Here is an 18,539-nt window from a genome sequence, read left to right as displayed (position 1 = left end):
CACAGTGACTACTCGACGTCCCCTGCGCGGAAGACGAACCACGCGAGGGACACGAGGAGCGCGGCGAGCGCCGTCAGGACGAGCAGCGGGGGCCACCGCCACGGCTCGATCGGGTACATCGGTACCGCGGAGTACGGCGACAGGTCCTGCAGCCAGACCGGCAGCTCCAGCAGCTCCCCGACGAGCGTCAGCGTGAGCGACAGGACGAAGAAGGCCCACCCCAGCCAGGGCCGACCGACCGCGAGGCCGAGCAGGGCCACCCCGCCGACCACGCCCACTGCGGGGATCCAGCCGAGAGCAGCCGTCATGGCAGACGGCGCGTCGCCACCGCCGGCAGCCCCGTAGCCGATCGAGAGACCGAGCGCGCAGACGATCAGCAGGAACGCGCTGCCGGCCAGGGCGACCCCCGCGATGGCACCGAACCAGCGTGCTCGCGAGACGGCCGTGGCCAGCACGAGCCCGGTGCGTCCTTCGACCCGGTCGTGGTGTGCCGCGGCGACGACGGAGATCGCGAAGGGGGTGACGAGGACGGCGGTGACCGAGAGCAGGGCGCCGATGAAGGACCCGCCGAGCCGGTCGATGAGCTCCTCGCCGCCGGAACCGGCGAGCAGGTCGTCGAAACCCGGGGCCATGGCGCCGAAGGCCAGTCCCATGGCTGCCACACCCACGGTCCACAGGAGCAGGGACGTGCGCTGCAGCCGCAGGGTCAGTCCCCACGGCCCGGCGAGCCGGCTCTGCGCGGGCCCGGGGCGCATGGTGACCAGGCCGGCGCCGAGGTCACGGTGCGAGCGCATCAGCTGCGCCACGGCGACCAGTGCGGCAGAGGTGACGAGGTAGAGGGCGACCACCCACCAGCGGGGCTCGGACCAGGCGCGTAGCTGCGTGTTCCAGCCGAGGGGCGAGAGCCAGGACAGCCAGCCGAGACCCTCGACCGCGTCACCGACCGCCCGCACCGTGTAGGCACCGGCGAGCGCGCCCGCGGCGAGTGCCGAGCAGGTGCGCGCGCTCGCCGAGACCTGGCAGGCCACAGCCGCGACACCCGTCGCCACGACCCCGGTACCGGCCCACACGACGCCGAACCACACCGAGCCGGCCCACGGCAGACCGCCAGCCGTGCCCGCGAGGGCCAGGAGGCACCCCAGCCCGATCGCCAGGGCGGCGCACTCCATCACGGCCGCTGCCAAGGGGGCATCGCGCCCGACGACGGTGCCGCCGACGAGCTCGGCGCGACCGGACTCCTCCTCGACACGCGTGTGGCGTCTCACCACCGCGACGTAGAGGCCGGCGCTGAAGAGGGCGTAGAGGACCGTGAGCTTCGACATCGCCAGCTCGCCCGCGCTGTCGGGGTCGAGGATCGGTCCGTAGAGCGCGAGCAGCCCGGGCTGGCCGTTGATCTCGGTGGCCAGACGGACGCGCTCCGCGCTCGAGCCGAACAGCGCCGTCGTCGCACTCGCCGAGGCGTAGGTCATGACCACCAGGACGGCCACCCACCCCGGGACGAGGACCCGGTCGCGTCGCACCGCCTGACGCAGCAGCAGCGGAGCACCCGTCAGGGTGCTCATCGGTAGACCTCCAGGAACAGCTCTTCGAGGCTCGCATCGGACGTGGCGTGCTGGGTCAGTCGCAGCGAGGGGAGCGTGCCGGTCTCGACCGTGCGGCCCTCACGGATGATCGTGACCCGGTCGGCCAGGCGCTCCACCTCGCTGAGCACGTGGCTGGAGAGCAGTGCCGTGCCGCCACGGGTACGGTGCTCGGCCAGGCACTCGCGGAACACCTGCTCCATGAGCGGGTCGAGGCCGCTCGTCGGCTCGTCGAGCACGAGCAGGTCGGTGTCGACGGCCAGCGCCGCCACGAGGACGACCTTCTGCCGGTTGCCGCGCGAGTAGGCCCGCCCCCGCTTGCGCAGGTCCAGGCGGAAGCGCTCCACCAGCTCGTCCTTGCGACTGGCCACCGGGTCCACGCCGCGCATGCGCAGCAGCAGGTCGAGCGTCTCGCCACCCGAGAGGTTCGGCCACAGCGTGACGTCACCCGGGACGTAGGCGAGCCGGCGGTGCAGCTGCGGGGCCTCGGCCCAGGGATCCCTGCCGAACAGCCGCGCGCTCCCTGCGGTGGGGCGCATGAGACCGAGCACGATCCGCAGGGCGGTCGACTTGCCAGCGCCGTTGGGGCCCAGGAACCCGTGGACCTCCCCGGGACGGACGGAGAGGTCCAGGCCGTCCAGCGCCCGGACGTGGCCGAAGGTCTTGACCAGGGCGCTGACGTCGATCACGGGGTCACCCATCGCACGCCCTCCCTCGTCACCCGTTGCCGGCGATGACGTGCAGTCTTCGCCCGCTGGCGCGGCGGCTGTAGGGCCCTTGGTCCCTCGTCACCGCCCGGGGCCTACCTCGCGGCCACGCGCACCAGCTTGCGGTTGACGAACTCGTTCATGCCGTCCGAGGCGAGCTCTCGGCCGTAGCCGGAGCGCTTGACCCCGCCGAAGGGCAGCCCCGGCATGGTCGTGCCGTGCTCGTTGACGTAGGCCATGCCGACGTCGAGCCGGGCGGCGACCTCCGCGGCCCTGTCCGGGTCGTCGCTCCACACCGACCCGGACAGGCCGAAGGCGGAGGCGTTGGCCTGCTCGAGGGCGGCGTCGACGTCGGTCATCCGGTAGACCATCGCGACCGGGCCGAAGAGCTCCTCGTCCCACGCGCGCATGTCGGGAGTGATGCCGGTGAGGACCGTCGGGGCGTAGAAGGCACCCTCGCGGTCGAGGGGCCGGCCGCCGGTGTGGAGCGTCGCCCCCTTGGAGACGGCGTCCTGGACCTGCTCGTCGAGGTCGTCCCGGGCCTGGCTGGAGGACATCGGGCCCATCCGCGTGGCCGGGTCCAGCGGGTCGCCCACGGGTGTCTGCTCGACGTGGCGGGTCAGCGCCTCGACGAACTCGTCGTGGATCTCGTCCGCGACGAACATCCGCTTCGGCGAGTTGCACGCCTGACCGGCGTTGGACAGCCGGGCCCGCGCGGCCGTCTTCGCCATGGCGTCGACGTCGGCGGCGTCGAGCACGATCATCGCGTCGGAGCCGCCGAGCTCCAGGACCGACTTGGTGAGGTGCTTGCCCGCGGCCTCGGCCACGGAGGCACCGGCGGCCTCGCTCCCGGTGAGCGAGACCCCCTGCACACGCGGGTCGGCGATGACGTCCGGGATGAGCCGGCTCGAGGCGAAGAGGTTGACGTAGCCGCCCTCGGGCAGCCCGGCCTGGCGGAGGACCTCCTCCATGAGGGTCGCCGACGCGGCGCAGATCCCGGCGTGCTTGAGCAGGATCGTGTTGCCGAGCACGAGGTTGGGCGCCGCGAACCGCGCCACCTGGTAGTAGGGGTAGTTCCACGGCATCACGCCGAGGAGCACGCCGACCGGCTCCTTGCGGACGATGCTGCGCAGGGCGCCCTGGGCGTCGAGCTCCTCGTCGCGCAGCAGCTCGGGTCCGTGGTCGGCGTACCAGCGGTAGATGGACCCGGCGAGGGCGACCTCTCCCTTCGCCTCCTTGAGCGGCTTGCCCATCTCGGTGGCGATCGTGCGGGCCAGCTCGTCGGCGCGCTCGTCGTACAGGTCGGCGGTGCGGCGCAGGACCTCGGCGCGCTCCTCGGGCGACCGCTCGCGCCACCCCTCGTAGGCGGCGTGCGCGAGGTCGACGGCGGCGATCGCCCCGTCCCGGTCCACCTCGTCGAAGGTGCGCTCGACCTCACCGGTGGCAGGGTTCTCCGTGCGGTAGCTCGACATGGGTGCCTCTCGTGCTGGGTGTGTCCGGACCGGGTGGGCCTACCCGGTCCGTCCTCGCTCATGCGCGAGGGACTGCTCGGTGATGCCGAAGCGCGCGTGCAGGCCCTTCATCCAGCGGGGCGCCCACCAGTTCCACTCGCCGAGGACGGACATGGTCGCGGGCACGAGGAGCATGCGCACGAGCGTGGCGTCGATGAGGATCGCGAGGACGAGCGCGACCCCGGTCTCCTTCACGGCGAGGACCCGCGCGAGCACGAAGCCCGAGAAGACGATCACCATCAGCAGCGCCGCGCTCGTGATGATCCTGCCCGAGCGCTGCAGGCCCAGGCGCACGGCGTCGTCGGTGGGGTGCCCGCGCTCGTGCAGCTCGACGATGCGCGAGAGCAGGAAGACCTCGTAGTCCATCGACAGGCCGAAGCCGAAGGCCAGCACGAGGACCGGGATCGAGACCTCCACCGCGCCGACGGAGTCGAAGCCGAGCAGCCCCTCGAGGTGGCCGTCCTGGAAGACCCAGACGAGGACGCCGAGCGAGGCGCCGAGCGAGACGATGTTCATCAGCAGCGCCTTGACCGGCACGACGACCGACCCGGTCATGAGGAAGAGCAGGACGAAGGTCGCGAGCACGACCGTGCCCACGGCGAGCGGGGCGTTGTCGACGATGGAGGCGGTGAAGTCCCCGAGATCGGCGGCCTGCCCCCCGACGAGGGCGTCGAAGGGGGGACGCTCGTCCCGCAGCTGCGCCACGACGTCGCGGGTGCCGGGACCGAGCGGGCCGTCGTCGGTGCGCAGGTCGACGCTGCGGACCGTCTGCCCGTCCACCTCGCCGAGCGTGACCACCTCCGCGGACTCGACGTGCGGGAGGTCGGGGGCGGCCCCCTTCGCCCACGCCCCGACCTCGTCGGCGCCGGCGGTCGTCACGACGCGCACGTCCGGGGCGGCGAGCTCGGGGTAGTCCCGCCCGAGGTCCTCGAAGAACTGCCGCTGGTCGCTGTCGGTCGGCAGCAGCTCGACGCCGGAGGAGGTGACCTCCATGCGCGTGGCGGGCAGGGCCATCCCGACGAGGGCGGCGAGGACGAGGGCGACGACGAGCCACGGTGCCCGCTGCACCATCGCCGCGAGTGAGGCGAAGACGCCGGTGTCGGAGGTGCGCTCGGTGCCGCGCGCGAGCAGCCGGCGCGCCGACAGCGCGCACAGGGCGGGGATGAGCGTCACGGCGACGAGCAGGCAGACGAGGACGACCGACACCCCCGCGGCGCCCGCGGCCCGCATGAAGACGGAGGGGAAGAAGAGCAGGCCGGACAGGGCGATCGCGACGGTCACGGCGGAGAAGACGACGGTGCGACCGGCCCGGTCGACCGTGCGGGCCGTGACCTCGACGACGAGCTCCCGGGAGCCGTCCCCGAGCGGCTGCCCGTCGAGCAGCTCGCGGGCCTCCTCCCGGAACCGGGAGACCACGAGCAACCCGTAGTCGATGCACAGGCCCAGGCCGAGGACGCTCACGATGTTGACGACCGTGGCGTCGAGGTCGATGACGTGCGAGAAGCCCCACAGCGAGCCGAGCGCGCCGCCGATCGAGGCGAAGGCCCCGGCGAGGGGGATGCCCGCGGCGAGGAAGCCACCGAAGACGAGGACCATGACGACGAAGGAGACGGGCAGGGCCAGACCCTCGCCGAGCTTCATGTCGCTCGCCACCTGACCGACGATCTCGTCGATGAGCTGCTTGAGGCTGCCGCGCTGGCTGCTCGTCCCCTGCGACCCGGTGACGATCTCGTCGAGCTGGACGTCGACGTCGCGGCGCACCCGCTCCAGCTCCTCGTCCGAGAGGGAGCTGTCGTACTCGACCACGGTGAGGAAGCCGTAGCGGGAGCCGTCCTCCTCGACGACGAGCGGGGCGCCCTGCGGGCCCTCCACCCCGCCGTCGAGGACGAGCGGGTTGACGACGGACGCGACCCCGTCCATCGCGTGGATGCGTCGGACCGGCTCGGCGACCGCCCGCCGGACGAAGGGGTCGGTGGCGGGGGAGCCGGAGACCATCAGCGTGTCGGTGGCCAGCTCACCGCCGCCGGCGTCGACGACCAGGTCCCGCGCCTGCTGCGCCTCGCCCGGCGTCGTCACGTCGCCGCTGTGGAGCTGGTCGAAGAGCCCCTGGCCGGTGACCCCGCCGAGCGCGAGGGCGAAGGAGACGACGACGAGCCCCACCCAGGTGAGCACGACGGTCCGCGGCCGCCGGCCCGTGAGCGCACCCAGGCGGTGCAGGAGGGTGCGGCGCGGGGCGCGGTGTCGGCTCACCGGGACAGCCTGCCACTGCCGATCGACGCGCTGCGCGTGTCAGGCGCAGGTGAGTGGGTAGGGGCCGTGGATGACACACAACGTCTTCGTCCTGGGTCTGACCCCCATGCAGCGTGAGGAGCTCGGCACCGTCCACGAGACCGGTGGGCTGGAGTTCCACGACCTCCTCGACCACGAGTCCCTGGTCGCGACCGAGGAGATCGACTTCGACGCCCTCCTCGAGCGCGCCCGTGCCGAGCTCGACGCCTTCGACGGGAGCGTCGACGCCATCGTGAGCCACTGGGACTTCCCGACCTCCGTCCTCGGGCCGATGCTCGCCGCCGAGCGGGGCCTGCCCGCGCCCTCCCTGACGAGCCTGCTCAAGTGCGAGCACAAGTACTGGAGCCGGCTGGAACAGCGCCGGGCCGTGCCCGAGGTCGTCCCCGGCTTCGTCGCCTTCGACCCCTTCGCCGACGACGTCGCCCAGCAGATCGATCTCGACTTCCCGTACTGGGTGAAGCCGATCAAGGGGCACTCGTCCAACCTGGGCTTCGAGATCCGCGACGACGCGGACCTGCAGGCGGCTCTCGAGGAGATCCGCGCGGAGATCACCGACGTCGGCGACGCCTTCGACCAAGTGCTGGCGCGGGTCGAGCTGCCCGAGGAGCTGCAGGGACTCGGCGGGTCCGCCTGCCTCGCGGAGGAGATCATCCGGGGCACCCAGTTCGCGCCCGAGGGCAGCGTCTCCCGGGGCGAGTACTCGGTGCACGGCGTCTTCGACATGCTCAAGAGCGAGAGCGGCCTGAGCATCGAGCGCATCGACTACCCGGCTGCCACGGTGCCCGACCACGTCCAGCAGCAGGCGCGGGACATCACCGGTCGGCTGCTCGAGCACATCGGCTTCGACGACGGCTGCTTCAACTCCGAGTTCATGTGGGACGAGGAGGAGGAGCGCCTGCGCCTCATCGAGGTCAACACGCGCATCTCCCAGTCGCACAGCGAGATGTTCACCCTCGTCGACGGCCGGTCCAACCACCAGGTCGCCGTGGACGTCGCGCTCGGCCACGCGCCCAGCATGCCGAAGGGGGAGGGTGACCTCGCCGTCGCCGCGCAGTACGTCGTGGTCCACGAGGGCGACGCGATCGTGCGGGGCATCCCCGACGCGTCGGTGCTCGAGCAGCTCGCCGAGCGCTACCCCGGCACCAAGGTCGACTTCCCGGTCTCAGTCGGGGACCGGCTCTCCGAGCTGCCGCACCAGGACTCCTACCGGTACCTGCTGGCCATCGTCTACGTGGGCGCCCCCGACAGGGAGAGCCTGCGCCGACGGATCGAGGACATCGAGGAGACCCTGCAGTTCGACCTCGAGGACTGCGGCGAAGGGAGGAGCTGACGATGACGATGACGCTCACGGACACGGAGGTCCGTCACGAGGTGCAGATGGAGGAGAACGTCTTCATCCCCCTTCGCGACGGTCACCGGGTGGCCGCGCGGATCTGGCGCCCGGCCGGCGAGGTCGGGCCGCTGCCTGCGGTCCTCGAGTACATCCCCTACCGCAAGCGTGACCTCACGCGCGGTCGGGACGCGGTGAACCACCCGTACATCGCCGCCCACGGCTACGTGTGCGCGCGGGTCGACCTGCGCGGCAGCGGGGACTCCGACGGTGTGCTCGTCGACGAGTACCGCGAGCAGGAGCTCTCGGACGCCGAGGACGTCATCGCGTGGCTCGCCGCGCAGGACTGGTGCGACGGCGCCGTCGGGATGATGGGCATCTCCTGGGGCGGCTTCAACAGCCTGCAGGTCGCCGCGCGCCGCCCCCCGGCGCTCAAGGCCATCGTCAGCGCCTCCGCGACCGAGGACCTCTACGTCGACAACATGCACTACATGGGCGGCTGCCTCCTCGGGGACAACCTCTCCGAGGCGACGGTGATGCTGGCCTTCAACAGCCTGCCGCCCGACCCGGCGATCGTCGGCGACCGCTGGCGGGAGATGTGGCTGGAGCGGCTGCAGGGGAGCGGCCTGTGGCTCGACACCTGGCTGAGCCACCAGCGCCGTGACGAGTACTGGCGGCCGGCGTCGGTCAGCGAGGACTACTCGGCCATCCAGTGCCCCGTCATGGCGGTCGGCGGCTGGGCGGACGGCTACACCAACGCGATCTTCCGCCTGCTCGAGCACGTCGAGGTGCCCTGCCACGGCCTCATCGGCCCGTGGGGCCACAAGTACCCGCACCTCGGGGTGCCCGGGCCGGCCATCGGGTTCCTCCAGGAGCTCGTGCGCTGGTGGGACCACTGGCTCAAGGGCGAGGACACCGGCATCGACGAGGACCCCGCGCTGCGGGCGTGGATGCAGGACAGCGTCCCCCCGCGCGCCGCCTACGAGGAGCGCCCCGGACGCTGGGTCGCCGAGGAGCAGTGGCCCTCGCCGCGCATCACCGAGCGGGAGTTCCGCCTGACCAGAGCCAGCCTCGCGGAGGGCGCCCAGGGCGAAGGGGGGAGCGCCCCGCTCTCGCTCCGGTCGCCGCTCAGCGTCGGCATGTTCGCCGGCAAGTGGGCCTCCTACGCGGCCGTGCCCGACCTGCCGTACGACCAGCGCGAGGAGGACGGCGGCGCGCTCGTGTGGGAGAGCGAGCCGCTGACCGGGACGACCGAGGTCTTCGGCCTGCCGAGCCTCGACGTCGCGCTGAGCGCGGACCAACCGGTCGCCCAGGTCGCCGTGCGCCTGTCCGACGTGGCCCCGACCGGGGAGGCCACGCGCATCACGTACGGGGTCCTCAACCTCACCCACCGCAGCTCGAGCAGCGACCCCGAGCCGCTCGTCCCGGGTCAGCGGTACGACGTGCGGGTGCCGCTCAACGGGGTGGCCCACTCTCTCCCCGCGGGCCACCGGCTGCGGCTGTCGGTCTCCACGTCCTACTGGCCGCTCGTGTGGCCGGCCCCGCGCCCGACGACCCTGACGATCCTGCCGGCCGACAGCGTGCTGCGGGTCCCGGTGCGTCCGCCGCGCCCCGAGGACGGGGACCTTGCCCCCTTCCACGAGCCGGTCACCGCCCCCGAGATCGAGACGACGACGCTCGCCCCGAGCGAGCACGACTGGCGGGTCACGCGGGACCTGGCCACCGACGTCTCGACGCTGGAGATCGTCAACGACCAGGGCGCCTTCCGCATCGAGGAGACCGGCACCGTCGTGCGTCGCTCGACGACGGAGTGGTACTCCTTCCGCTGGGACGACCCGACGTCGGTGCGCGGCGAGACCCGCACCGTGCGCCGTCTGGAGCGCGACGACTGGCGTACCGAGGTCGTCACGACCACCGTCCTCACGTGCACGGAGGATGAGTTCATCATCCGCGCGGATCTCGACGCCTACGAGCTCGACGACGTCCGCGGGCACCGGCGCGTGCACTCCGAGAGCTGGGACCGGGCCATCCCCCGGGACCTCGTCTGACCGAGAAGGAGTCACCATGACCTCTGTGTGGCGCGCCTCCCGCGCAAGCACTCCCTCCGACGAGCCGGTGGAGCGGTGCGACGACGTCGTCGTCGGTGCCGGCATCACCGGGCTGGTGACCGCGCTGCTGCTCGCCCGGGCCGGCCGCGAGGTCGTCGTCCTCGAGGCGCGTGACCCCGGCGCCGTGACGACCGGGCACAGCACCGCCAAGGTCTCGCTGCTCCAGGGCACCCGCTACTCGCAGCTCCTGCGACGGCAGTCCGAGGAGGTGGTCGCGGGGTACGTCGAGGGCAACCGCGAGGGCCGGGACTGGCTGCTGCGGTACTGCGACGAGCACGACGTGCCGTACCAGGTGCGCTCGGCGGTGACCTACGCGGCGGACGACGGGCGCGGTCTGGAGCAGGCGCGGGCCGAGCTCGACGCCGCGTCGCGGATGGGGCTGCCGGTGCGCTGGAGCGAGGAGCTGCCGGTGCCCTTCGAGCACGCCGGGGGAGTGGTGCTCGACGAGCAGGCGCAGCTGGACCCGATGGACCTGCTCGACGCACTCGTCGAGGACCTGCGTGCTCACGGCGGGCGGCTGGTCACCGGTGCCCGGGTCACGGGGATGGGCCAGTCCCTGCGCCCCGTGGTCCGGCACACACGAGGTCGCACCCGCTGCGACCAGGTCGTCCTCGCCACGGGTACCCCGGTGCTCGACCGCGGCGGGTACTTCGCGAAGGTGAGCGCCGAGCGCTCCTACGCCCTCGCGTACGAGCACCCCGCCCCGCCGGAGATGATGCTCATCTCGACGGGTGGGTCGACCCGGTCCGTGCGCGACGCCCCCGGGTCGCGGCTCCTCGTCGGGGGGGAGGGCCACTCCGTCGGCCGCGCCCGCTCGGAGGAGGCGCACCTGGACCGGCTGCGCGCGTGGACCGCCCTGCACTTCCCGGAGGCGGTGGAGACCCACGCGTGGTCGGCCCAGGACTACCGCTCGCACGACGGATTCCCCTTCGTCGGTCCGATGCCGCGCGGCCTCGGTCACGTGCACGTCGCGACCGGCTTCGACAAGTGGGGCATGACCAACGGCGTCGCCGCGGCGCTGGACCTCAGCGCGTCCCTCCTCGGCGGCCAGATGTCCTGGTCGAGCCCCATCCACCGCCGGATCAGTCGGCCGGCCTCCGTCGCCCGCCTCGTCGGCATCAACGCCCGGGTCGGTCTCGACCTCGTCACGCGGGCCGCAGGGGTGGCGCTGCACCCCCTTCGTCCCGGCACGCCGGCAGAGGGCGAAGGGGAGGTCGGCCGCCGGGGCGTGGTCCCCGTGGCGCGCTCCACCGTCGAGGGTCGGACCTGCGCGGTCTCCGCGCTGTGCACCCACCTCGGCGGTGTCGTGGAGTGGAACGACGCCGAGCAGTCCTGGGACTGCCCGCTGCACGGCTCGCGGTTCACCGCGGCGGGGGAGGTGCTCGAGGGGCCCGCGACGCGTCCGCTGCCCGCCCGCGACTGACGCGGGCGGGAGACCCGCACCGGGGTGACGCGCATGTCACGACGTGGCAGGGGTAGTCGGGGAGCCCCCGATCCCACCCGCAGGAGAGATCCATGAGTGCCAAGCAGCCCCACGACGACATCCCCGTCCCCGGCTCGCCGGGGGCCGGTACGCCGGCGGTCGAGGAGCCGACCGAGCCTCGCGAGCCGCTGCCCCCTTCGCCCGACCAGCGGCCGGTCGCGCCGATCTCGCCGACGGGTCGCCCCAGCGGCGCCGAGGGGGACCGCACCCAGGCCGGTGCGTACCTCACGACCGCCCAGGGCGCCCGCGTGCGGGACACCGACCACTCGCTCAAGGCCGGTGAGCGAGGTCCCACCCTGCTCCAGGACCACCACCTGCGCGAGAAGATCACCCACTTCGACCACGAGCGCATCCCGGAGCGCGTGGTCCACGCGCGCGGTGCCGCAGCGCACGGGACGTTCACCGGGTACGGGACCGCGACCGGCGTGTGCCGGGCCGGCTTCCTCGCCGAAGGGGTCCAGACGCCCGTGTTCACCCGTTTCTCGACGGTCGTCGGGTCACGCGGCTCGGCCGACGCGGTCCGTGACACCCGCGGCTTCGCCACGAAGTTCTACACCGACGAGGGCACCTTCGACCTCGTCGGCAACAACATGCCGGTCTTCTTCATCCAGGACGCGATCAAGTTCCCCGACATCGTCCACGCGGCCAAGCCGCACCCCGACCGGGAGATCCCCCAGGCCCAGAGTGCGCACGACACCTTCTGGGACTTCGTCTCGCTGCACACGGAGGCCCAGCACCACGTCATCTGGCAGATGTCCGACCGGGCCATCCCGCGGTCGTACCGGATGATGGAGGGCTTCGGCATCCACACCTTCCGCCTGGTCAACGAGGCGGGGGAGAGCAGCCTGGTGAAGTTCCACTGGAAGCCGCGGCTCGGGGTCCACTCCCTTGTGTGGGACGAGGCGCAGCTCGTCAACGGCGCCGACCCCGACTTCCACCGGCGCGACCTCGCGGACGCCATCGAGGCCGGTGCCTTCCCCGAGTGGGAGCTCGGCATCCAGGTCATGCCCGACACCGAGGAGCAGACCCACGAGGGCATCGACCTCCTCGACCCGACGAAGATCGTGCCGGAGGAGCTCGTCCCGGTGCAGCCGATCGGCCTGCTCCAGCTCAACGCCAACCCGACGAACTACTTCGCGGAGACCGAGCAGGTCGCCTTCCACCCCGGCCATCTCGTGCCCGGCATCGACGTCACCGACGACCCGCTGCTGCAGGGTCGGCTCTTCTCCTACCTCGACACCCAGATCAGCCGGCTCGGCGGGCCCAACTTCGGCCAGCTCCCGATCAACCGTCCGCACGCGCCCGTCAACGACATGCTGCGCGACGGCATGCACCAGAGCGCCGACCATGCTGGCGTCGCGCCCTACCGGCCCAACTCACTCGACGGCGGCTGCCCCTTCCACGCCGGGACGCGGGACGGCGCGCTCATCGAGGTGCCGCAGGCGGTCTCGGGGACGAAGTCCCGGGAGGCAGGTGCCTCCTTCGCCGACCACTTCAGCCAGCCCCGCCTCTTCTGGCTGAGCCTGACGCCGACGGAGCAGGACCACATCGTCTCCGCGTACACCTTCGAGCTGGGGCGCTGCTACGAGCAGGCGGTGCGTGAGCGACAGCTGGCGGCCCTCGCCCAGATCGACACGGACCTGGCCGCCCGCGTGGCGCAGGGGCTCGGCCTGCCCGCCCCGAAGACCTGGGAGCTGGCCGAGGTCGAGCCGAGCCCGGCCCTGTCCCAGCTCGGTGGCCAGTGGCCGGCCGATGGTCGCACCATCGGCCTCGTGGTGGACGAGGACCCCGATCTCGCGGAGCTGGCCGGGGTGCGCGCCGCCATCCACGACGCGGGCCTCGTCCCCCTCGTCATCGCGCCGGTGGGCGGGGTCCTCGGCACCGGGAAGCAGGCCGTCCCCGTGCAGCGCACGCTCCTCACGGCACGGTCCGTGGAGTACGACGCCCTCGTGGTCATGGGTGCCCCGGCCTCGGCGGCGGACCCGCAGTCCGGGACGGACGCGCGGGCCTTCGACCCCTCGGGTGGGTCGGCGGGCCCGGCGATCGACCCCAGGCTGCTGCTGCTCGTCGCCGAGGCCTTCCGCCACGGCAAGGCCATCGGTGCCGTGGGACGAGGTGGCGACGTCCTGGCTGCCCTCGCCACGGACGGCGCCCCGGGAGTCGTCGTCGGGGAGGACCCGGCCGAGGTCTTCGCCCAGCTGCTGGCCCTGCTGGCCGAGCACCGGGTCTGGGAGCGACTCGCCCCCGCGGGGTGACCCGGGCTCAGCCCGCCCGAGTGGCCCCGGCCAGCGGGCCGTTGAGCACCTCGTCGACGATCTCGACGATGGTGCGGGTGCTGTTGATCAGTGCCCCGTAGACCGGCCACGCGACCTGCGGCAGGTCCTCGCGCGACATCTCGTCCGTGAGGGCCTGCAGGCGTGGCAGCAGGCTGGGCTGGTCCTTCGCCGGCGCGGCGATCCGCGCGCCGAGGTCGTGGAGCAACCGGAGCCAGACGTCGCGGAAGTGCGGGTCCCAGTTGTCCGGCTCGATGTGGGAGTTCTCGACGGTGCGAGCCATGGACCGGGTGTGCGTGAAACCCTCGTCGATGCGCCGCAGGAAGTTCTCGTAGGCCGCCGGGTCGATCTCTCGGGACCGCTTGCGCGGGTTGCCTCGCCGTGCCTCACGGGTGTGGCGCAGCAGCCCTCGCGCCTCGCCGACCTGCTCCTCCGCCCGCAGCGTGCGTTCCAACCACGCGGCGGGATCCACGTTCTTGGCGGTCGTCAGGGCGTCGGCCATCTCGTACAAGAGCTCCCCGAGCTCCGTGCGGAGGGCGTCGACCTGGTCCCGAGCGAGACGGTCGTCGAGGGGGGCGAGCACGAGGAGGTTGACGAGGATGCCCAGGGCGACGCCCAACCCGGTGCAGACCACCCGGTCGAGCAGGACCGGAGCCTGCTCGGCCTGGCCGGCGGTGATGACGAAGAGGGCCGTCGTCGCGACCGTGCTGCCCTCGTCGCGGATGGGGCGCACGCGGCCGAGCAGCATGCCGACGAGGAGCGCCAGCCCGAGGGCGGTGGGGGTCTGCCCGACGACCTCGACCGCCGCGTACGAGAGCAGGATGCCCGCGAGCGAGGCGATCATGACCTGTCCGCCGCGGGTGAAGGATCTGAACACCGTCGCGTGGACGGTGAGGAGCGCCGTCCACGGGGCCATGAAGGACTCCTGCAGGCCCAGGACGTGGGCGGCGACCAACCAGGCGAGCACCGCGGCCAGGACCGCCTTGAGGACCTGGGACAGGTCGGAGCGGGTCCGCAGGGAGGTCAGCGTCGGCACGAGGACCGGTCGCGCGCGGACGCGACGGCGTGCGGCACGGTCCTGGTCCACGATCACCTCTGTTGTCTTCACCGATGGGCAGCCACTCCTGTACCCCGTTGCTCGACATGCATGCGGGGTGGACCGCCTTGCCCCGCCGGGTCGTGATTGACGCGATGATCTCCGAGACGCGCGACGACGGGACACCGGTGGCCTACGGCAAGGTCGCGGGCGTCGTCGTCACCGGCAACGAGGACGGTGCGCACCACGTGGTCGCCGAGGTGGCCGGCGCCTTGGGTGACATCGGGTTCACCGTGCCGGGGCAGGCCTGGACCTACCGGAACATGGGGCCCGGTCCCGGGCCGACGTACTCGGAGACCGAGCACGGCCACGCGTGGTCGGAGCGCACCGGTCGGACGATGGCGAGCAACCTCGTCGCGGTCGCGCAGGCCCTGCGCGAGCACCCGGTGCCGGCGCCGCCGGCGTGACCGACGCTCAGTCGCGGATCTCCAGACCGTCGACGAGGCCCTGGGCGACGTCGTGCAGCTTGGTGTTGGTCTCGTTGGAGCGGCGGCGGAGGACCTCGAAGGAGCGGTTGAGGCTCAGTCCGTAGCGCTCCATGAGGATCCCCTGCGCCGCTCCGATGATGAGGCGGTTGTTCAGGGCGCTGCGCAGACCCGAGACCTCGCGGGCCTGCAGGGTCGCGACCGACGCCAGGCGCGCGTACACGACCGCGAGGTCGACGGCGTCACCGTCGAAGCTCCGAGGCTCGCGGGAGTACATGTTGAGGCACGCGAGGTAGGGCTCCTCGATCGCGAGGCGCAGGCTCAGCGAGGAGCGCACGCCGTGCTCCACGGCACCGTCGGACCACCGCGGCCAGCGGTCGTCGGTCGCGGTGTCGGGCACCGACGCGATCTCGTGCTCCTGCAGGACGGACAGGCACGGCCCCTCGTCGAACTCGAACTGGAGGTCGTCGACCCGGGTGGCCGACGGGTCGGTCGTCGCCGCGATCTCGACCGTCCCGTTGCGCCGCACGAAGACACTGCCCATGTCGCAGCCGGGCACGTAGCGTACCGCTTGGTCGACGACCTGCTGCAGCGTCAGGCTCTCCTCGGGCTCCATCGACAGCTGCTCGACGATGTGAGCGAGCTCGACATCCTTCATCCGTGGCACTCCTTCTTCCGGCAATCTCGAAGGGAGTGTGCTTCACGGACGGGGCCTCGCGCCACCTGCGCCTAATAGGTGGTCCAGTGGGCGCGCAGACGTCTTTCCTGCGACGCGGTCAGAGCCCCGCCCAGGCGCACGTGCGGCGCCGCGAGCAGCGTGTGCCGCGTGGTGGGGACGACGAGCTGCCCGCGGACCTCGATCGAGAGGTAGACGGGTATCGCACGATGACGTCGACGCATGCCGCGCACCCGGAGCACCAGCCACTGCACAGCGCCGCTCCGGGCGTCGACGAGGACGTCGTCGATGTCACCGAGGACCCGCCCGTCGATCGTGCGCACACGCCGACCGACATAGCGGTAGAGGACTCGCCTCGGTCCTTGTTCCGGTACGACCATGCTCGGTTCCTTCCGTCGGTCGTCCCTTCGTCTGGAGGCTCACCGGGGGCTACCCGCGCACTGCCGAGGTATGCGGGGATCGGCGCACGGCCTCGGTCCTCTGCATTGCGGCCCCTGCACCTGTGTGGTTGTCTGGACGAACGACACCGGCTCGTGACCGTGGCTGGCGCCTTCTTGATCGAAAGAGGCCGCTCCATGTCCGAAACCACCTCCGACGAACGTTCGTCGGCCCATCAGGACCGTGAGGCTCACGCTGCGGAGATGCTGGCCGCCGCCCGCCGTGAGGCCGATCCCGCCGAGGCCGCGCGGTTGCGGGAGCGGGTCGTGGTCGACAACCAGGGGCTGGCCATCGGCCTCGCCACCCGCTTCGCCGGCCGCGGCATCGAGCTGGACGACCTGGTGCAGGTGGCCATGCTCGGCCTCGTCCTCGCTGTCCGGCGCTACGACCCCGAGCGCGGGTTCGGCTTCACCGCCTTCGCCGCACCGACGATCACGGGCGAGCTCAAGCGCCACTTCCGGGACCACGGCTGGGCCGTGCGCCCGCCGCGGGGCGTGCAGGAGCTGCACCATCGGGTGCGCGAGACGACGACGCAGCTCCAGCAGGACCTCCAGCGCGAGCCGACGATCGAGGAGATCGCGGCCGCAGGGAGTGTCTCGCCGCAGGAGGTACGTTCCGCCCGGGCGGCGGGGGAGCGCTACCGGTCGACGTCGCTGGACCAGCCGGTCCACGACGACGCCGGCGCCTCTCTGGGCGATGCCCTCGCGGACGACGCGGAGGACGTCTTCGAACGGTCGGCGACGCTCATCTCCCTTCGCTCGGCGATGGAGGAGGAGCTCGACGAGCGGGAGCGAAAGATCGTCAGCCTGCGCTTCGGCGCCGACCTGACCCAGCGGCAGATCGGCGAACGGTTCGGCATCAGCCAGATGCAGGTCTCGCGGATCCTCTCGAGCGTCTGTCGGCGGTTGCGAACCCACCTCGAGGTCTGAGGGTGGGCGATGGCCGCCCAGGAGGCAGGACGGGACCGTAGGGGCCTCACGGTCCTGTCGGTCGCGTGGCCTTCACTCGGGACGACGAGGTCGGGCGTCGACAACATGTTCTGGGTCGTCATCACCCGTGAGATCGGTACGGGTCCGTCCCCTGTCGACGGGTGTCTCGGTCCGCGGCGCTGACCTCAGCGCACGGCACGTTCACCAGAGGGCGTGGTCGGTGCCGGCGTTCGCAGCGCGGCCGAGACCATGTGCTGACCGCTGGCGATGGTCTCCTCGAGCGTCGTCGCAGCCGCGTCGAGGTGACCGGACTCCAGGGACCACTTGGCGGCGGCCATGCCCTGGATCAGGGAGTCGGTGACCTCCGCCGCCTGCCGGTGGCGCAGCTGCGAGATCTCCAGCGCCTGTCGCTCCTCCTCGGCGTGGACGAGCCGGTCGGCGGCGTCCCCGATGAGCACCCCGAGGAAGAGCATCGTCCCCACCCGGGACACCCACCCGACCAGCGACGGGTCCACGCCGACGATCCACGTCCACGCGACGACGAGTCCTGCTGCGACGAGGCCGGCGAGCGAGCCGACCCGCGCCCCGAAGGTGAGGGCGAGCATGCTGATCGGGAAGATCAGGAGCATCAGCACCGCGTCACTGGCGTCGCCCAACCACAGGCTGGTCGCGAACACCGCGGAGTACATCGCCGCACTGGTACCGGCCACGGTCGCAGGCCTCGCTCGGAACCACGGGTTCGGTCGGTCCGTCCCTGCGGCTGGAGCCTGTCGCGTGCCCATCCGTTCAGTCTTCCGCGCCGCGGTCCCCACGGGATGGGTCGATGGTCCCGTGACGGCGGTGCGGAGAGCTCCGCACAGGTGTGAGGGGCTGTCTGGCGTCAGACAGCCCCTCGGTCTCCCCGTCTCCCCGCGGGAGAAGCGCCGGTACCGGTGCTGCCTCGTCCCCTGACTGGGCGACACCGGTGCCGGCCTGCTGCCACCATGGCCCCCCTCGGCGACCGTCGACAGGGCCGAAGGTCCCGATCAGCGGGGACCGCCCGAGGCACGGTTCTCCACCGCGTAGATGGCCGCCTGGGTGCGACGCTGGAACCCGAGCTTGGACAGGATCGAGGTGACGTAGTTTTTGACGGTCTTCTCCGCCAGGAACATGACCTCGCCGATCTGGCGGTTGGTGAGGCCCTCGGCGACGTGCTCGAGGATCAGCTGCTCCTGGGGGGTCAAGCGGCTGAGCAGCGCGTCAGGAGGGGTCGGTGGCGACCACTTCCTGCGCAGCTCGTCGGCGCGCTCGTCGTCCAGCAGGTTCTCGCCCGCGGCGACCCGACGGATCGCATCGATCAACCCGTTGCCCTTGATGTCCTTCAGCAGGTACCCCGAGGCCCCGGCGAGCACGGCGGCCGCCAGCGCCTGGCCGTCGTCGTACGACGTGAGGATGAGGCCCTTGATGCCCGGGTCCACCGACCGCACCTCCCGGCAGGCGTCGATGCCCGAGCCGTCCGGCAGGCGGGCGTCGAAGATCGCGACGTCGGGCCGCAGGGCGGGGATGCGACGGGTGGCCTCCGACGCGGACGCGGACTCGCCGATGACGCTGATGTCGGACGTCGTCTCGAGCAGCTCGCGCAGCCCGCGTCGCACGACCTCGTGGTCGTCCAGGAGAAACACCGTCGTGGCCACCATCGACTCCTTCGCTCTCTC

14 protein-coding genes and 1 pseudogene are annotated in these 18,539 nt (G+C 72.1%); 6 read left to right on the top strand and 9 right to left on the bottom strand.

Annotated elements, in window-relative coordinates:
* Positions 1–8 precede the first annotated feature (8 nt).
* The 4 genes and pseudogenes from JT1_RS05815 to JT1_RS05800 form a co-directional block, all read right to left on the bottom strand.
* Positions 9–1,562 (bottom strand): ABC transporter permease, encoded by a 1,554-nt coding sequence (locus JT1_RS05815; RefSeq protein WP_068324567.1) that lies wholly within the window; start codon positions 1,560–1,562, stop codon positions 9–11.
* Positions 1,563–1,588: 26 nt separating this feature from the next.
* Positions 1,589–2,281 (bottom strand): annotated as a pseudogene (locus JT1_RS05810) (ABC transporter ATP-binding protein); the annotation flags it as partial.
* A gap of 101 nt (positions 2,282–2,382) precedes the next feature.
* Positions 2,383–3,759, bottom strand: a complete 1,377-nt coding sequence (locus JT1_RS05805) for an NAD-dependent succinate-semialdehyde dehydrogenase (RefSeq protein WP_068324564.1) — start codon at positions 3,757–3,759, stop codon at positions 2,383–2,385.
* A gap of 39 nt (positions 3,760–3,798) precedes the next feature.
* Positions 3,799–6,048 carry an MMPL family transporter gene (locus tag JT1_RS05800; protein ID WP_068324561.1) on the bottom strand — a complete coding sequence of 750 codons (2,250 nt, stop codon included), beginning with the start codon at positions 6,046–6,048 and terminating at the stop codon, positions 3,799–3,801.
* A gap of 70 nt (positions 6,049–6,118) precedes the next feature.
* Between JT1_RS05800 and JT1_RS05795 the strand changes: the two genes are divergently transcribed.
* The 4 genes from JT1_RS05795 to JT1_RS05780 all read left to right on the top strand — a co-directional run bounded on the left by JT1_RS05795 (position 6,119) and on the right by JT1_RS05780 (position 13,263).
* Positions 6,119–7,417, top strand: a complete 1,299-nt coding sequence (locus JT1_RS05795) for an ATP-grasp domain-containing protein (protein WP_068324558.1) — start codon at positions 6,119–6,121, stop codon at positions 7,415–7,417.
* 2 nt (positions 7,418–7,419) lie between these two features.
* The gene (locus JT1_RS05790) at positions 7,420–9,465 is read left to right on the top strand and encodes a CocE/NonD family hydrolase (RefSeq protein WP_255218267.1); all 2,046 of its coding nucleotides are present in this window, start codon (positions 7,420–7,422) and stop codon (positions 9,463–9,465) included.
* A 16-nt stretch (positions 9,466–9,481) separates the two neighbouring features.
* Positions 9,482–10,948 carry an FAD-dependent oxidoreductase gene (locus tag JT1_RS05785; RefSeq protein ID WP_068324556.1) on the top strand — a complete coding sequence of 489 codons (1,467 nt, stop codon included), beginning with the start codon at positions 9,482–9,484 and terminating at the stop codon, positions 10,946–10,948.
* A 92-nt stretch (positions 10,949–11,040) separates the two neighbouring features.
* Complete coding sequence (locus tag JT1_RS05780) at positions 11,041–13,263, top strand: catalase (protein WP_068324553.1); 2,223 nt, start codon at positions 11,041–11,043, stop codon at positions 13,261–13,263.
* A gap of 7 nt (positions 13,264–13,270) precedes the next feature.
* On the opposite strand, the gene JT1_RS05775 is transcribed toward JT1_RS05780, so the two are convergent.
* A complete protein-coding gene (locus JT1_RS05775; RefSeq protein WP_169701874.1) occupies positions 13,271–14,368 on the bottom strand; it encodes an FUSC family protein in 1,098 nt (365 codons plus the stop codon).
* Positions 14,369–14,472: 104 nt separating this feature from the next.
* Here JT1_RS05775 and JT1_RS05770 point away from each other — a divergent pair, with 104 nt between their 5' ends.
* The gene (locus JT1_RS05770; RefSeq protein ID WP_174522857.1) at positions 14,473–14,784 is read left to right on the top strand and encodes a flavodoxin family protein; all 312 of its coding nucleotides are present in this window, start codon (positions 14,473–14,475) and stop codon (positions 14,782–14,784) included.
* A gap of 7 nt (positions 14,785–14,791) precedes the next feature.
* Here the strand turns inward: JT1_RS05770 and JT1_RS05765 are convergent, their stop codons facing one another.
* Positions 14,792–15,460 (bottom strand): GAF and ANTAR domain-containing protein, encoded by a 669-nt coding sequence (locus JT1_RS05765; RefSeq protein WP_068324547.1) that lies wholly within the window; start codon positions 15,458–15,460, stop codon positions 14,792–14,794.
* 71 nt (positions 15,461–15,531) lie between these two features.
* Positions 15,532–15,858: a PRC-barrel domain-containing protein gene (locus JT1_RS05760; protein WP_082807499.1), complete on the bottom strand. Its 327-nt coding sequence runs from the start codon at positions 15,856–15,858 to the stop codon at positions 15,532–15,534.
* A gap of 195 nt (positions 15,859–16,053) precedes the next feature.
* Here JT1_RS05760 and JT1_RS05755 point away from each other — a divergent pair, with 195 nt between their 5' ends.
* A complete protein-coding gene (locus JT1_RS05755; RefSeq protein ID WP_082807498.1) occupies positions 16,054–16,845 on the top strand; it encodes a SigB/SigF/SigG family RNA polymerase sigma factor in 792 nt (263 codons plus the stop codon).
* Between the two features lie 185 nt (positions 16,846–17,030).
* On the opposite strand, the gene JT1_RS05750 is transcribed toward JT1_RS05755, so the two are convergent.
* Positions 17,031–17,534, bottom strand: a complete 504-nt coding sequence (locus tag JT1_RS05750; RefSeq protein ID WP_068324537.1) for a hypothetical protein — start codon at positions 17,532–17,534, stop codon at positions 17,031–17,033.
* A gap of 336 nt (positions 17,535–17,870) precedes the next feature.
* A complete protein-coding gene (locus tag JT1_RS05745) occupies positions 17,871–18,518 on the bottom strand; it encodes a response regulator (protein ID WP_422388937.1) in 648 nt (215 codons plus the stop codon).
* Between the last annotated feature and the right edge of the window lie 21 nt (positions 18,519–18,539).

This window comes from Janibacter terrae NBRC 107853 (assembly GCF_001591405.1).
Classification (GTDB): domain Bacteria; phylum Actinomycetota; class Actinomycetes; order Actinomycetales; family Dermatophilaceae; genus Janibacter; species Janibacter terrae.
The sequence above is the reverse complement of the archived record's forward strand: the minus strand, read 5'-3'. Positions and strand labels throughout refer to the sequence as shown.

Excerpts from the sequence above, each read along its gene's own strand:
- JT1_RS05815 (WP_068324567.1), bottom strand. The coding sequence starts at position 1,562 with ATGAGCACCCTGACGGGTGCTCCGCTGCTGCTGCGTCAGGCGGTGCGA.
- JT1_RS05805 (WP_068324564.1), bottom strand. The coding sequence starts at position 3,759 with ATGTCGAGCTACCGCACGGAGAACCCTGCCACCGGTGAGGTCGAGCGC.
- JT1_RS05795 (WP_068324558.1), top strand. The coding sequence starts at position 6,119 with ATGACACACAACGTCTTCGTCCTGGGTCTGACCCCCATGCAGCGTGAG.
- JT1_RS05790 (WP_255218267.1), top strand. The coding sequence starts at position 7,420 with ATGACGATGACGCTCACGGACACGGAGGTCCGTCACGAGGTGCAGATG.
- JT1_RS05785 (WP_068324556.1), top strand. The coding sequence starts at position 9,482 with ATGACCTCTGTGTGGCGCGCCTCCCGCGCAAGCACTCCCTCCGACGAG.
- JT1_RS05780 (WP_068324553.1), top strand. The coding sequence starts at position 11,041 with ATGAGTGCCAAGCAGCCCCACGACGACATCCCCGTCCCCGGCTCGCCG.
- JT1_RS05770 (WP_174522857.1), top strand. The coding sequence starts at position 14,473 with ATGATCTCCGAGACGCGCGACGACGGGACACCGGTGGCCTACGGCAAG.
- JT1_RS05765 (WP_068324547.1), bottom strand. The coding sequence starts at position 15,460 with ATGAAGGATGTCGAGCTCGCTCACATCGTCGAGCAGCTGTCGATGGAG.
- JT1_RS05760 (WP_082807499.1), bottom strand. The coding sequence starts at position 15,858 with ATGGTCGTACCGGAACAAGGACCGAGGCGAGTCCTCTACCGCTATGTC.
- JT1_RS05755 (WP_082807498.1), top strand. The coding sequence starts at position 16,054 with ATGTCCGAAACCACCTCCGACGAACGTTCGTCGGCCCATCAGGACCGT.
- JT1_RS05750 (WP_068324537.1), bottom strand. The coding sequence starts at position 17,534 with ATGTACTCCGCGGTGTTCGCGACCAGCCTGTGGTTGGGCGACGCCAGT.